Annotated in this window: 11 protein-coding genes and 1 pseudogene; 3 read left to right on the top strand and 9 right to left on the bottom strand. The window is 52.5% G+C overall.

The window, feature by feature from the left end; translation table 11 throughout:
* Positions 1-269, top strand: a 269-nt coding sequence (locus J1C54_RS15355) for a kinase/pyrophosphorylase (protein ID WP_229149364.1), incomplete at its 5' end; no start/stop codon positions are given.
* Between the two features lie 8 nt (positions 270-277).
* On the opposite strand, the gene J1C54_RS15350 is transcribed toward J1C54_RS15355, so the two are convergent.
* Positions 278-751, bottom strand: coding sequence for an amidohydrolase family protein (locus tag J1C54_RS15350; protein WP_229149613.1), 474 nt, complete (start codon positions 749-751; stop codon positions 278-280).
* 50 nt (positions 752-801) lie between these two features.
* Here J1C54_RS15350 and J1C54_RS15345 point away from each other — a divergent pair, with 50 nt between their 5' ends.
* Both J1C54_RS15345 and J1C54_RS15340 read left to right on the top strand, forming a co-directional pair.
* Complete coding sequence (locus tag J1C54_RS15345) at positions 802-1122, top strand: zinc-ribbon domain-containing protein (RefSeq protein WP_229149611.1); 321 nt, start codon at positions 802-804, stop codon at positions 1120-1122.
* Positions 1123-1154: 32 nt separating this feature from the next.
* Positions 1155-2648 (top strand): hypothetical protein, encoded by a 1494-nt coding sequence (locus tag J1C54_RS15340; RefSeq protein ID WP_229149609.1) that lies wholly within the window; start codon positions 1155-1157, stop codon positions 2646-2648.
* Positions 2649-2801: 153 nt separating this feature from the next.
* On the opposite strand, the pseudogene J1C54_RS15335 reads toward J1C54_RS15340, so the two are convergent.
* The 8 genes and pseudogenes from J1C54_RS15335 to J1C54_RS15305 form a co-directional block, all read right to left on the bottom strand.
* A pseudogene (locus J1C54_RS15335) lies at positions 2802-3821 on the bottom strand (IS3 family transposase); the annotation flags it as partial.
* 22 nt (positions 3822-3843) lie between these two features.
* On the bottom strand, positions 3844-4080 hold the full coding sequence (locus J1C54_RS16790) for a helix-turn-helix domain-containing protein (protein WP_370635684.1): 237 nt from the start codon (positions 4078-4080) through the stop codon (positions 3844-3846).
* Between the two features lie 179 nt (positions 4081-4259).
* Positions 4260-8279 (bottom strand): cytochrome c peroxidase, encoded by a 4020-nt coding sequence (locus J1C54_RS15330; protein ID WP_229149607.1) that lies wholly within the window; start codon positions 8277-8279, stop codon positions 4260-4262.
* Positions 8280-8287: 8 nt separating this feature from the next.
* Positions 8288-9466, bottom strand: coding sequence for a hypothetical protein (locus tag J1C54_RS15325; protein WP_229149603.1), 1179 nt, complete (start codon positions 9464-9466; stop codon positions 8288-8290).
* A gap of 10 nt (positions 9467-9476) precedes the next feature.
* The gene (locus tag J1C54_RS15320) at positions 9477-10184 is read right to left on the bottom strand and encodes a DUF6160 family protein (protein WP_229149601.1); all 708 of its coding nucleotides are present in this window, start codon (positions 10182-10184) and stop codon (positions 9477-9479) included.
* Positions 10181-11536 carry a hypothetical protein gene (locus J1C54_RS15315; protein ID WP_229149599.1) on the bottom strand — a complete coding sequence of 452 codons (1356 nt, stop codon included), beginning with the start codon at positions 11534-11536 and terminating at the stop codon, positions 10181-10183. The genes J1C54_RS15320 and J1C54_RS15315 overlap by 4 nt, the downstream gene beginning before the upstream one ends.
* 11 nt (positions 11537-11547) lie before the next feature.
* A complete protein-coding gene (locus J1C54_RS15310) occupies positions 11548-13665 on the bottom strand; it encodes a DUF6160 family protein (RefSeq protein WP_229149596.1) in 2118 nt (705 codons plus the stop codon).
* Between the two features lie 234 nt (positions 13666-13899).
* Positions 13900-14022: an acyl-CoA-binding protein gene (locus J1C54_RS15305; RefSeq protein ID WP_255612682.1), complete on the bottom strand. Its 123-nt coding sequence runs from the start codon at positions 14020-14022 to the stop codon at positions 13900-13902.
* Between the last annotated feature and the right edge of the window lie 11 nt (positions 14023-14033).

The following is a 14033-nucleotide window of genomic DNA, read 5'->3' as shown; positions in this document are numbered from 1 at the left end:
ACGACCTGCGCCTGCCGGAATGCCTGATCCCGCACAAGGAAAAACTGTTCGGCCTGACCATCAACCCGGAACGCCTGATCGCCATCCGCAACGAGCGCATGGCCGGAAGCCGCTATGCCTCTGCTCGCCAGTGTGAAATGGAAATTCGTGCACTGGAGGCAATATATAACAAGCACAACATTCCGTTTATGGATGCGACGGACATGTCAATTGAAGAGATTTCAACACGCATTCTCGCAGCCAAGGGGTTAAAGCGACGACTGCAATAACCCGGATATCACAGGTAGGGAGCCATTTCCTGCGGTGGAATGGATAACCGGTTTAATGACTGGCTTTTCACGGAAGCCCCGCTGCGGTTCTGCGGAAAGCTTATATTCGAAAACATGCAACTGATGACGACCTCTAACCCAGCCGACATCATGTTCTGGAGCACTAATAAAATCTGCATACAGCAGGAGATCAGCACTCTCTGCCGTCGGGTGGCGCTCGCCAGCTGCGAATCGTCATAACCGAAACCGATAATCCAGCCAGCGGCCTGGAACAGGCTGTTGATTTGTGCGTGCCATGCCGTGAGGAGTGAGACCAGGCTGTCAACAGATTGGCCCTCGCCGTCCGGCGGCGGCAACAGGTCGGCCGCCAGCGCCTGCAACCCCACATTGGCGACATGGCCGCGCGCATCGATAACGCCGGGCAACAGTGCCTTGCCGTCAAGATTGACCACGCGCGTGCTATCAGCTCGCAATGCCTCCATTTCGCCAGCCGACCCGACCGCCTCACACCGCCAGAGACTAGGCGCCGACCATGGTAGATGACATCGGCGGGGTCTTCCGGTGCCTTGCTGCATGCGACCAAAAGGGCAAACACAGGAATGAGGACAAGCGCATTGCGGATCACGAACAGCATGAAGACCTGCTGGCCAACAACTGGTTCACGAGCAACGAGCATAACACCGAAATCATGATCGCTAGACAACTTCAGGCTTGCTCCTGGCTCGACAGCGCCGAGCCTGCGGCATCCCGGCGCGGCGAATATCGACTAAAGACCCCCAGGAAAACAGTTGCTACCATGAGCGCGCAGCAGGGGGGACCTTGTTGTGTCGATAATAATCAATATGGAGATTGAGAATAGTGATAACGATAAAACGACCACGCCTTATGGCCGCAGCCACTGCCGGCATTCTGGCAACTGCCTTGTCCATCCCCGCACATGCGGATCTTCCCGAGTACAGCTTCGTTCGAGATCTTAACAACCGCGGGCTGCTCGAGATCACCGCAAGTGGCCTTACCCGCTCACCCACCGACATCACCAATGATGGCATTGTAATGGCAATGTCGATAACCGACCCGACCAGCGTGCAGCCTCGCCTCTGGCTCTACAATGCGGCGGCGGATACCTCCGTGGCAGCTGGCATACAAGGACTGATGCCTGGCTTTTCCCTGCTCCAGCAGAACAATATGGCTGCCGACAACCACTACCTCGTTGGCCAGCCGGGCTCCACCGACGACGAGTTTCACCGCTGTCGCATCGATACGATTACGATCAATCCCGTGACTGGCGCACCAGCGGCCCTTCAATGCCAGACTATTGGACGCCTGCAGATCACCAGCCCGCCATGGGCGCAGGCGCAAATGAACGATACCGGCTGGGCAGTTCACTATGAGGCGGACAACCCGCTGACGGTGATTTCGGAGATCACCATCACCGACCCGAATGGCATCAGCCAATCGCTCGACATCAGTGATCTCCCGACCGGGGACTCAACCCGATACGCCTCGCCGGTTGTGTCTAACGGCGAGACACCCGATGTAGTGCTTTCCTTTATCACCGATTTCGGTGAGCCAACCGAAAGCACCACGTTGCGCATTTACAGTTACGATGGCACGAGCTGGGTTGCGCAGGACTATAGCGTGCCGCCGAAAATGTTCGCGGAGGGCGCCAATGACGGGCGCATCCTGATGCGCAAGCGGCAGCTAATCGGCAACGACTACTCCATTTATACCTGCCAGCCGTCAGTCGACAGCTGCGCCGCACCGACATTGGTGATTGATGGTACCAACGACACCTACCAGACCATTGGCGGGCTGACCACGAATGGCGTGTTCTACTATGGCTTGCAACAAATCCAGAACAACACCGCCGTGTTTGTCACACACATGCTGTACGATCTTGGTTCCGGCCAATCGATGGACCTTCAGCACCTGCTGAACTCCGTCCCCGGCTATGAGTCAGCCACGCTGCAGGGAATGGTGATATCGCCCGACGCAACGGAACTGCTGCTCGGCGACAGCACCGGCAACCTGCTTTACTTCTCCGCTGACTCGGCAACCAACGATGCGGGCTTCGACGTCACCCTGACCTTCTATCCGCCAGGCCAGACGCGTTCTTATACCAACGACCTGACGGCCAACGCCCAGATTGATAATGGCATCGGGCCATTCGAGTATCGCTTTATCATCCAGGAACGTATCCAGGGGACCAATAACCCTCAAGTGTTCGACTCGAACTGGCAAGCCAGTCCCTCGCTGGTGATCAGCCCGACAAGCCTGGGCCTTGAACAAGGCAAGGACTACGTCGTCATTGTTCGCGCTCGCGACACCGCGAACGGTAATGAAAAAGTGATTTCACAGAAGAGGCTTAACCTCAGGTAAGGAAACCGTGCGCCGCCTGTCGCGGCGCACTCGCTTTTTATATGCAGGATCTGATCAACTACTCCACCTCAACCTGCCATAGCGCCACCGACCATACCTCCCACAGCCTGACCAGGTGGCGGCAGACTTCTGCCCTATCACCCCACTAACCGCACCTCCCAGGGCCATGTTTGGCCGTTCGTTGTTATAAGTCCAAGGCCACCGTGTAGCAAACTCCTGCACCTGCTCGATTGATTCGAACAGGTATTGCGCCAGCCAGTCATACCGCACCGTGCGGTTGTAGCGCTCAATACAGGCGTTCTGCTGCGGTTTCCCCGGCTGAATATATTCAAGCCGGATTCCTCGATTCAGAGCCCATGCCGACAAGGCGCTACTGATGTACTCCGGGCCGTTGTCGCATCTCAGTGCCTTGGGTTGACCGCGCCATTCGATAACCTGATCCAGCGCGCGGATCACCCGCTCCGAGGGCAGATGCAGATCCACCTGGATTGCCAGCCCTTCGCGGTTAAGTCATCCAGCACGGTGAACAGCCGATAGCTGCGGCCGTCCTCAAGCTGGTCATGCATGAAGTCCATCGACCAACACTCGTTGACCGTGTCAGGCCTCGCCAGTGGCTCAGGCCTTTCCAGCACAATCCGATTCTTCGACTTGATCCGCGGATTCAGCTCCACCTCGCGGTGTATCCGGTACACACGCTTGTGATTCCAGAGGTACCTCTTGACGTTGCGCAGGAACAGGAAACGCAGGCCGAACGCCAGTTGCGCTGATTCGCGGTCAGCCGGATCAGCCAGTCGGCAATCTCGGCATTTTCATCGCTCAGCAGCCGCTCATAGCGGTAGCAGGTCTCGCTGATGCCGTAGGTCTCGCAGGCCAACCGGATGCTGATGCCCCGTTCCGTGACAGCCTCCCTCGCCAGCGTGCGTCGCAGGGAAGGCTTTACCACTTTTTTTCGAGAGCTTCCTTGCGTAGCTCGGACTTCAGCCTTTCCTCGGCATACATCTTCTTCAGGCGAGCCATCAGGGACGCATCCATTCCGCTTTGCTTGGCGCGCCACTTGTAGAAGCTGGCGCTGCTCATGCCGTGCTCGCGGCACAGCTCTGGTACAGGCACCCCGGACTTGGCTTGCTTGAGGATCGCCAGAACCTGGCTGTCCGAAAAACGTGACTTCTTCATGCAGAATCTCCTTCGTGATAGGTTACGAGAAAATTCTACTTTTGAGCATCGCTAGTTTTCGGGGGGGATTACCGCTCAGCCGCCAGTTGGTGCGCTTGCTGTGCCCGATAACCGCGCAGACCGCGATTCCTCCTGAGCTCTCGGCTGATTGTTGCTGGAGCCGGCCCAGCTGCTCTGCAATCGACTTCTGGCTTTCGCCCTGTCGACACAGGGCATAAATCTGGCAACGTTCTTCTTGGGTGACGTGCGTATAGACCATGTGCACAATCTCGATTTGTCGATCGGAGGTTGGGAGCTCTAGCGCACCCCACCCCTGATCATTCTTTGATCGAAAGTGCACTTCAAGATTGAACCCGCGTGATCAAAGGCATGATCAGAGGGGAAAAAACATCACAAATTCACGATTAGTTGATAAATCACTGCACTTCATCGTGTGCGTTAATCCTGAAAGGGCAAGACAGGTTCATACACTTGATTAAAATTCTTAAGATACAGTAACGCCCACAGCCCTAGCGCCGAAGAGTGCTCATGTGATGCATCAATCGCTCTATGAATCGACCAGCCGCCATCCTGGCGCTGAGAAGCAAGCAATGCGTTTACCCACTCTGCCCGGACAAGATCATATCTCCCTGCTGTTAGCAAAAACGCTAACGCTTCCAGCTGAAGATCATTCAAGTCAGCCGGTTCTTCAGGGATCAGCATCATCACCTTTTCTATAATCTGATTTAGCTCCGCAGAGGAAAGTGGAAAATGGCATTCGTTTGCAACAATCCAAAAATAAGCAAGCAATGCATGGGTTAAATAGTAGCCACCACGATCGACTTCATCCATAAAGGCCAAGCGGTAATCATCAGGAAGCTCTATCACGCCGCAATAAAGAGCCGGCATTGTAAGACGATCAACACTCTCCAAATTTGCAAAAGAAGGATCATCCAGGACATGATTCGGATCAATAATCCTTTTGTATGCGTTCAGCGCGCTCAGCTTGGCAATATCATCATCTGCGACAGCTTCGTTATACAGATTCTCATATGAAACCAATAAATCGAACCCAGGGTCATAGCCAAACATTCGCCCCATCATTATCTGAAGAAGCAATGAGTCCGGACCGAGAGAGTCTGCGACTGAGAGAAAATACTCCCCAACGTCACTGATAGCAGCGTCAACCTGAGCCTCATCAAAACCAACGAGCGGGTTCATGTCAGGATGCATAAATGTCAAAAATCGGTTAGCAGGAACATTCAGGTAGGTCTGCTCCAGGCCGTCGTGCCACTTAATGGTGAGCGAGTCAATTATGGTTGCAGACCCAACGCCGAAATGAACCTCCAAGGGGCTTTGTCCAAGGTAGTTGCTGTTTGCGCTAACTTGACGCATCTGCGTACTATCACCGGCATCAATACTAATAACCGCGCCTATGGCATGAGTATTCGGAGGAGGCGAAAGCAACTTAATTGACAAGAACCCATGCCCCCCTTCACCTGCAGCATGATTCTCAAAGAAAAGTGGCGAACCAATGTTCTGGGCTACGACTATGTCAACATCACCATCGCGGTCATAATCAAAACAGGCAATGCCTCGACCATTGGTTAAATCATCAATGCCGAACAACTCGGACTGATCTGAAAACACCCCTCCACCTTGGTTAATATAGAGTCTGGGTCTATTTTTTCGATAGTCGTACAAAGTACTCTGAATGAAATCTACAATAAAACCACCCACTTCACTCAAAATAGATTCAGGCAGTTGTCCGTATCCGTTCTCAACAAACAGGTCCACAAGGCCGTCATTATTAAAATCCGAAGCACAAGCACCCCATGCCCATCGCGCATCCTCCATACCGGAGAAGAAATCGCTCTCGAAAGGATTGGGACCATCTATCCCCCGGTAAATGCGATTTCCTGTCTTACCCCATGGCCATTGCCGATCATCATCAGGCCCATGAATGGAACTGACAAACCAATCCCAGTAGCCATCGTTGTCAAAGTCTGCAATGGCAGCTCCCATGCCATTCTCGTCATTAATAACAGCACGATCTGTTATTACAGAAAAAGTTTGATCCCCGTTATTTAAGGCAACCTCGCTCGTACCAAAATCAGATGCCACTAACAGGTCTGACATACCATCTTGATTAATATCGACAAAGCCGGGAGACAAATTAAAGTTCTGTGAAAGATTTGCACCGGTGGTGCCAGCCTCTGCATCGGCGGGATACAACGAACCGACAGGGGCAACGATAGGAACATTGCCGATATTCTTCATTAATGCCGGGGCCTCTCCGGGCCGTGCGCCAGAATCCCAGTGCGCCATAAATGCATCAATCCAACCATCGCCAGAATAGTCGGAGAAGGCCATGCCGAATGTCGACTTTGACATTGCAACAGATTGGCGAAGCTGCCGATCTGAATCCAATACTACAAGGCTTCCCGAAAGCAAATTGCCCGCCAAAAGATCAAGGCCATAGTCACCATCCAGATCCACCAGGCCTATGGCAGCAACAGGGCTGAGTATCTGCTGATGATAAAAAAGCTCCTGAGAAAAGCCCTTTCCCGAAAGGTTGTCGTAAATTGCAATCTGCGCCTGACTGGCCTTCCCGGTGGAAAATGCCATATCAACCCAACAATCTCCTTTTATGTTGCCTGCAGCAACCGAACCAGCTAGCAAAGCCGCCTCGAAGCCCTCATAGCTGTCAAGCCAGACTTCATCCGGGAGAATGTGTTCGTGGTTAATACCCAAGTCCGCCGCACGCTCGGTAAACATTAGCCGAGATGGGGTTCGCAACGCCGTTCGCGCATTGTTGCCGCAAAGCGTGTACCCAGTAATCTGCGGCATAACATCGGTCGGATCGGTCGGATCGGTCGGATCAGTCGGATCAGTCGGATCAGTCGGATCGGTCGGATCGGTCGGATCGGTCGGATCAGTCGGATCAGTCGGATCAGTCGGATCAGTCGGATCAGTCGGATCAGTCGGATCAGTCGGATCAGTCGGATCAGTCGGATCAGTCGGATCAGTCGGAGCGGAGAACGTCACATCAAGGAAACTTTCATCGATGGCATCCTCCGGACCCGGAAGCCAAGGAGCCAGACACACCGGATCGAGGACGCAGGGATCAGTCAAAGAGTTCAAAAAGGCGACGATATCGGCCAAGTCACCATCAGTTATGGGCGACGGAATAATCTTATCGGAAAGAAGCGCAACAGATTTTTCAGTATAGATTTTGGCCATTGGATACTGATCGCCACCACTTTCAGCAAACTGGGGCAAGGATCCTAAAGAAAAGTCATAGGACTCAAGGCCGGAGATCGGGTCCATGTGATAACGAACTAGTGCTTCCAGAGAATCAAAGGTTCCGGCATGACCATAAGGCCCAGTCACGCCGACATTGAGCAAACCTGGCGTCCTGAATTTATATCGGTCGGCGGGGTCCTGAGTAACAAGATATAGACCGGGATCATCTCCATCTGAGCGTTTGCCGCGGCCTATTTGAGGAAATCCAGCGACATGGAAGAGCTCATCCGTGAAACGAGCCCCTTGGTGACAGGATGCACAGCCAAATCCCCCTTCCTCCCGTGACTGGAAAAACAGCAATGCACCACGCTTTTCCGGCTCGCCAATCGCAGTATTGTCTCCTCGAACAAAGCGATTCCAGGGATTATCTACGAAAGTCTGGCTTGACTGATATTCCGCAAGCGCACGAGCGACACTATCATAACTCACCAAACTTTCTGGCTCGGACTCCCAATCGCTGTAGGCCTGCCTGAATCGCTCTAACCACTGCGGGCTAGCACGCAATCGTGCTGCAACTTGATTCCTCAGTTGGTCAGTCGTCAGGCCGTAGAACTCTCCATACCCACGCATCTCCTGAAAGCTTGTAACAGGAAATCTGGCCTGAATGGCAAGAAGATCTCCTTTGGCAGAAAGATCAGGAACGCGCCTGAGTGGACTTTCAGGTGTTCTTACCAGCGCCTCGGCCGAATCGGGGTCATATCCCAAAACAAAAAGCCGTCCATCGTGGAAAAGTGCCTGCTTGTACAAGGCAGAATTAAATATTGTTTGAGCATTACGAGGCACTTCAGGCCCACCGATGGAGACCGACTTCGGATCTCCGTCCTTGGAGAGGTCCATTTTTCTTTCGGGACCGATGACCCGTGGGTGTTTGGCCGACACTCCGACTGACAGAGACAACCCATCGCCGCCACCCAGCATAGGGTGATGACAGGAAACACAGGCAACAGTACCGTCGCCACTGAGAGCGGTGGAGAAGAAAAGCTGCCTGCCGAGAAAGAAGAGTTCAGAATCAGGTGAAGGAGGCTCATCAAATACGGTATCAGCGTCATTCAGATAAGCGCTTTTAATGGCATCTAGCGGCGGAGAACTCGACTCACCGCCACCGCCACCGCCACCGCCACCGCAGCCAGCAAGCAACAAGAAGCCACATACCAGCCACTCTAAACGACGCATCTATCATCCTAGCAAAATGATGAGTTTCCAAAGCAGTTCTGAGGCGGACGGGAACCAAGGTCCGGGTTGTTCACAAAAATGCCAGGCGTGCTAAAGGCATCAAGAAGGCCGAGACAAAAGAACCCCGGGCACCCAAGATTTACAGTAGGGGGGTTTAGGTTGAACAGGTCAACCTGAGGCACATTCATCCACCAACCCGTATTCGCAGCAACAGCATATCCAGACTTATCAGACCTAGGGTATGCGATCTGCTCTCTCTGGAAAGAAAGGAAAAAATCTCCGGTGTTATTCAGCTCAAAACCATGAAGCTGACGAAGCTCAAAACGAATATCAGAGTAAAGGGTGTCTCCATCTCCAGTTAGAAGGCCAACAAGTCCACCCGCACCGATTACGGTCAGCGGAATATTAGGGCTACGGACTTCTGTCATGCGTGTTCCTGTGCTACGAGCGATTGGGACACTAAAGAAAGGCGGAGCGCCATTCGCCGCACAGTCTGGCTCAATTGTCGGCGAGCCAATACAAGTCGTTGCGCCACCAAGCCCTGAGGTTACATTTACGATACCCGTAATTCGAACCCCCAAGGAGCCGCTTACCGCATTGATACCAGTATGCGTACCCCCCTCAAAGCCACCTATACCGATGAAACCATCAGCACGCTCGGCACCGATCTTAATACCAACAACCTCTCTCAGAGTCGCAGTAGTATCATTCTTTACCGCAACTTCAATAGTGGGCCGCTTCAGCAAAAAACTGCTCGTTACTGGTGCGCCTGAACCAGGAACCAATCTATTATCAGTGGCAAAAGAATTCTGGCCGCATGATGGCGTAGTGCACCGACCTAAAAACCGAACATAGTCCAGATCAATATCACACACTCCATTGTTAATCCCATCATTCAAACCACCACAACCGAGCTGAAGCTTGTCGATGTTTGCATTCAGCTCAAGATCCACGTCCATTCCCATCCGGTAAAAGGTGAATGGATTGGAAAGTGCATTAGCTCCATTCAACTCCGTGCCGAGGATTTTATCTCCCACAAAAAGCCCCTGACCTGCAACACCCTGCATATCCTCGTCCGACATTGAGGTCATACCGACCACAGGCATGGGACAGGCAAAAGTAATCACAAAAACCGTATAAACAGCAGACCAGATTCTCTGCATGACTGAAGAACCATTAGCAACCATAATCAGAGCCTCAAAATCCGAATACCAACACGCGTCCATCAAAGTCTATACGCGCTGCCGACTGCCCGGCTTCCGAGCTGGCGATACGCAAGCCAAGAAAGGACCCATTGCTATCTGCACTATATGCGGTAGCACCAAATTCAACCGCCACTCTTGGAATAAACAAATCAATCTCAAAATCCGATTCAAAACCTGTCCCGGTATATGCCGCAGTATTACCTGGATACGACAACTTCAACGCAGCGTCACCGCCCGGATTACAGCCAGCTAGCAGGCAATTATTACTCTCATCTTGAAATCTTGACGCATTATAATAAGACGAAGTTGGCGCACCGAAGCCCGTGTAGTACCCACCTGGCACGGAAATGGTATTCCCTGCTATCACCCCGGCCGGACGAAAAGCTGCATCAAGGTACAGATCACTGACTCTCGCTTGCATGAACAGGCCCTTGAAAACCAGCCACTCATTCGGCCGACTACTCCACTGCAAGCCCAAATAGCAGCGTGTCGCGGCAGACACACCTTCACACTCTTGACCAACACCCGTCAATGGCACACCGGATTCATTGACGTTGGAGCGAACTTCAAGATCTATCGCGATGCCATCCTGCCCCGTGCTTCTTGATAGCTCAGCATCATCAAGCGGGGTCATGGAATGCGCATACGCTGATGCGAAAAGGAAAATATTGAGATACAGCAGTCTTGACCAGTTCATCATGGCCCAGCCCCCAGAGATGTAATCTTCAAATGCTGAACCAGCAAACCATCAGCTCGCGCAGTACCAACGTTGGCAAAGGTGCGATTGGCCGCCGTGACAGTGGTGACATTCAAGTTATTAGCATTAGTTGGATTGGAAGACGAGCGAGCAGTAAAGTTAGCTCCGGCTGGCGCGGCAAAAATAATACCATCGGTAGTTGAGTTGATCGTCGGATCAGTTCCTGGCCCGCCGGTAAAGCCCTGCCCCCAACGAACATAACCGTGGGTCTCTAAATACCTTGCTGGCCTAGCCGTACGATTGTATCCACACGCCCTACCGGCAGTTCCTCCGGAGTTTGCACAGCCCGCATTCAAACTGTAAAAGTCCTGATATATGGATGCGATGTTCTGAACTCGGGTGAGTTCAATCTGGAAATTACCATCATTCGCAGGAGTGGCACCAAGTACCAACGGCTGATAGTGCAATTGACCGAGCGGCAAAAACGCCTCAACTTGCTTAAACTTGAGGCCCGGTGCATTAGCATCAGTTGTCCCCTGATTAAAAAGTGGCAGCCCAGCAAGCGAGCCAGCTCCGACAGTGCCTGTCTGACTGGCACTAAACCTGAAGCTGCCATTCAAACGACTTTGCCAAACGATTCCAAGTGTATCACCAGAAAAGGGCCTCCCAATCGTGGCATTGGCATTGTTGTTGGTGGCCGCTGTCCTGAATAGCTGAAGCACCGTACCTTGTCGGGTAGCCTCTGCACCGCCCTGAGTTCGCGCCGTCGGACTGCCCTGAATAATGACCTGATTTTGCAGCACTCCGTTACCCTGCGCGATGCCACCGCCGTAGACGTCAATTTCACCGATGAACGACCATTTAAAAGCGTCTGTTCTGGTCGGCCCGAGTAGTTCAAGAACAGTACGATCCTCTGAATTACCAAAGAAGTTCAGGCCATTTCTTGAAAATGCCCGGAGAAGATAGGGATCACCAAAGGAAGCCAGCCGCGCTATCGACCCCGCTCCAAGCGGACATGATTCACCTGAAGGACAAGCAGCACCATTGAATGTCTGGCCAGCACCCGAGCTGGTTATACTAAGTCCGTAGAACCGCAGATTCTCCGTTCTGGAACAATTGCGATTACCGAGGCCGGACCCCGTGGTTGTACAAGCACTCTGAGGCGTGCTGCCAATTTGTTCGATGTAATCTCGCGGATGCATCTGAAAGCGGAAGTCCTCGAAGGCAAGCGCAATACCCTGAGCATTTGTTTTCGCAAGCTCAGCGTCATCAAGGGAGGCCATGCTGCCATGAGCCGCCATTGATACAAGCGCTGTCATTACCGAAAGCAAAAAAGTGGGAATTTTGACACGCATAAAATTTTCCATTACTGCTTCTTCAGGGTGAATTCTTGCGCCCAACGACCCGCGGGAATTACAGCGGAACCCAGCGCCGCGCCACTAAAAGCAATATCAGCCCGGAACGGCGTGCCACCGGCCGTTGCACCAAACGTAATATCATTGAGAATCGTCAAACGAGGCTTGTTGTCACTAGGATTATCGGAGGCAGAGGTAAGTTTAATCTCACCATTCTCCCAAGCCAATCTGCCGCTAATATTCTGAACCCGAAAGTCAGAGGATGGCTGAGACGGCTCTGCAATTGACAGGTAGGCACCCGGCGCAAAGTCGAACACGGAAGCAAACCCCATAAACTCTTCACCAATCGGTGCAGACAAAAGATCAAAACGGAAAAACGATGTAAGCAGATTCACGTCAACCAAAGCCACTCGAACCGGCCTTTCCAATCCGTTTGTTGCCCCTCCCGGCAACAAACTGCCACCCCCGAAAAGCCCCCTGAACCTGTACTGGCCAAGCGTTGAAGTCTCCAACCTTAGCACCCCGCGAGGATCCGGCCCTCCCGTACTGGTAATATCAATACTTAAATCATCTGCCTGCCAGAGCAAATCCGCATTAACGATACCAATACCGAATTGGTCGCCAGCGATGCCATCACCAGTCACATCTATCGCAGTGTTGGTATCCGCGATCATGAAATGAGTATTTGTTCCCCACCTTGCGCGCGGATCAAATGCCGGATCGCCAATCTGCGGGCCAGCTATGCCCGAAAAATTCGTCTGCGCCGCAGACCAATAGCCAGGGGACTGCATAGCAAGCAGAATGTCTGCCTCAATGCCGCCACCCGGAACACCACTCAGGTAGATATTGGAATCAATCTTTCCAAAGGTATAGAGCAAGCTCCAATTGAATATCTCGCTAGGAGTAGCAGTACCCGGATCGATCACTTCAACTTGAGAGTTGAATGCATGCAACCTGCCGTCACGAATCACGACCGCCAGAGCACCAACTTCAGGTGCAATGTTTTCAAATACACCCCCCACAGAGCCACAATCAGGCGAAGTCAGAGACCCCGCCGTGGGCAAGTTGCCGCCAAAACAGATTCCACCGGGGCCAGTTCCCGGACCATTAACGGTGTCCACGATAATTGGCATTCTAAAATCGATGGACGCACCGCTAAGTCTCTGCCAGTCAAAAAATCTTACTCTTGTGCGATTTCCACCTGCCTGACCAAGAATAAAGGCAAAATCACTTCCATAGTTCCACTCAGCAAGCACATTCAAGCCTTCTGAGCGCGTACCGAGAATAGAGCCGTCGACATTAAACTCCGTCAACCCACTAGGACCAATATCAGCGCCGTAGCCAATACCGCCAGTTCCCACTCTTATCAGGGCATCCTCAATACCCCCTTCCCACCCGAACAAGATAGCGCTCTGACGGCCAGTCGTATCGAAGTCGGTTGGCACCGGTTTGAAAAGCAAGTCAAAGTTCAGATCAACATCCATAAATGGAGCAGATATCACCAAACCATCAGAGGTCAGCCCGAATGTCCCCAAGCCTGGGTTGCCTGCCCCATCAGTAAATCTGGCACCGAAATTAATGTTACCCAGACTAAGCTCCGGCGAGGATGCAGCCCCAGAGCGGAATATCCAGTCTCCGGAAGTAGTCAAATCAAACGACGCGTTGTTAGCGCCGGAATTGAACAGTCCACCCTCTACACCAAGCTTTAAGGAGCCGTCGCCCTTTAAAGCAAAGGACCCAAACGAGGTTCCCGGAGCGCTGCCATGTCGAGCCCCGAGGACTTGAAGATCCATCCCAGTCCAGTCAGAAGACAAGACAACATAGGCATCACCTGCTCCGTTACCTCCGACATCAAATTCGGTTGTAACATCTACTGGCCCGCCGAGGGTGGAGCGAATTGAAATATCTTCCAAAAAGAAGGACGCCGCTGAGGGCTGAGCAAAATCAGAGCGAAATTCGATACTATCGATTGATGTATCAAGACTGGCAGAAATGACAACGCCATCTCTGCCTTGCACAGAAGCCAGCTCATCATCAGACAACCCAGACATGCCGTGGGCAACCGAAGCGACCATTACCGACGCGGGCAAAGATACACCGATAATCTTCCGAAAGCGCCTAAATGCCACGACTTGTATGCCTCATTATTATTGTTAAACAAGCAAAACCGTCGCCCAAGACGCTATTTTGCCAAAGATTAGGCTACACCCGCTCAGTAACCCTGGGCAATGCTCAGCGCACGCATAATTACAAAAGTCCTACATGGTGGATTTTGTTTAACTTCAGGCAGTTATGGGACTCAAGAAAGCACCCAGAGCGGTGGCTGGAGCGGCGAAAGCCGCCCCAAAAGGCTGGTATGTGGGCTACTTGTGTGACTTGAGCAGCGCCTGCACCTTATCAATATACTTCTGCTGCGCCTGATCCTTGCTCATGCCCTTGAGCTTGGCCCAGCCGTCGTACTTGGCCCGACCAACCATATCCAGCATTCCCGGACGCT

It is taken from the genome of Alcanivorax sp. 1008 (assembly GCF_020667895.1).
Lineage (GTDB): Bacteria > Pseudomonadota > Gammaproteobacteria > Pseudomonadales > Alcanivoracaceae > PGZG01.
The sequence above is the reverse complement of the archived record's forward strand: the minus strand, read 5'-3'. Positions and strand labels throughout refer to the sequence as shown.

Excerpts from the sequence above, each read along its gene's own strand:
- J1C54_RS15315 (WP_229149599.1), bottom strand. The coding sequence starts at position 11,536 with ATGCGTGTCAAAATTCCCACTTTTTTGCTTTCGGTAATGACAGCGCTT.
- J1C54_RS15345 (WP_229149611.1), top strand. The coding sequence starts at position 802 with ATGGTAGATGACATCGGCGGGGTCTTCCGGTGCCTTGCTGCATGCGAC.
- J1C54_RS15330 (WP_229149607.1), bottom strand. The coding sequence starts at position 8,279 with ATGCGTCGTTTAGAGTGGCTGGTATGTGGCTTCTTGTTGCTTGCTGGC.
- J1C54_RS16790 (WP_370635684.1), bottom strand. The coding sequence starts at position 4,080 with ATGGTCTATACGCACGTCACCCAAGAAGAACGTTGCCAGATTTATGCC.
- J1C54_RS15340 (WP_229149609.1), top strand. The coding sequence starts at position 1,155 with ATGGCCGCAGCCACTGCCGGCATTCTGGCAACTGCCTTGTCCATCCCC.
- J1C54_RS15325 (WP_229149603.1), bottom strand. The coding sequence starts at position 9,466 with ATGGTTGCTAATGGTTCTTCAGTCATGCAGAGAATCTGGTCTGCTGTT.
- J1C54_RS15350 (WP_229149613.1), bottom strand. The coding sequence starts at position 751 with ATGGAGGCATTGCGAGCTGATAGCACGCGCGTGGTCAATCTTGACGGC.
- J1C54_RS15320 (WP_229149601.1), bottom strand. The coding sequence starts at position 10,184 with ATGATGAACTGGTCAAGACTGCTGTATCTCAATATTTTCCTTTTCGCA.
- J1C54_RS15305 (WP_255612682.1), bottom strand. The coding sequence starts at position 14,022 with ATGCTGGATATGGTTGGTCGGGCCAAGTACGACGGCTGGGCCAAGCTC.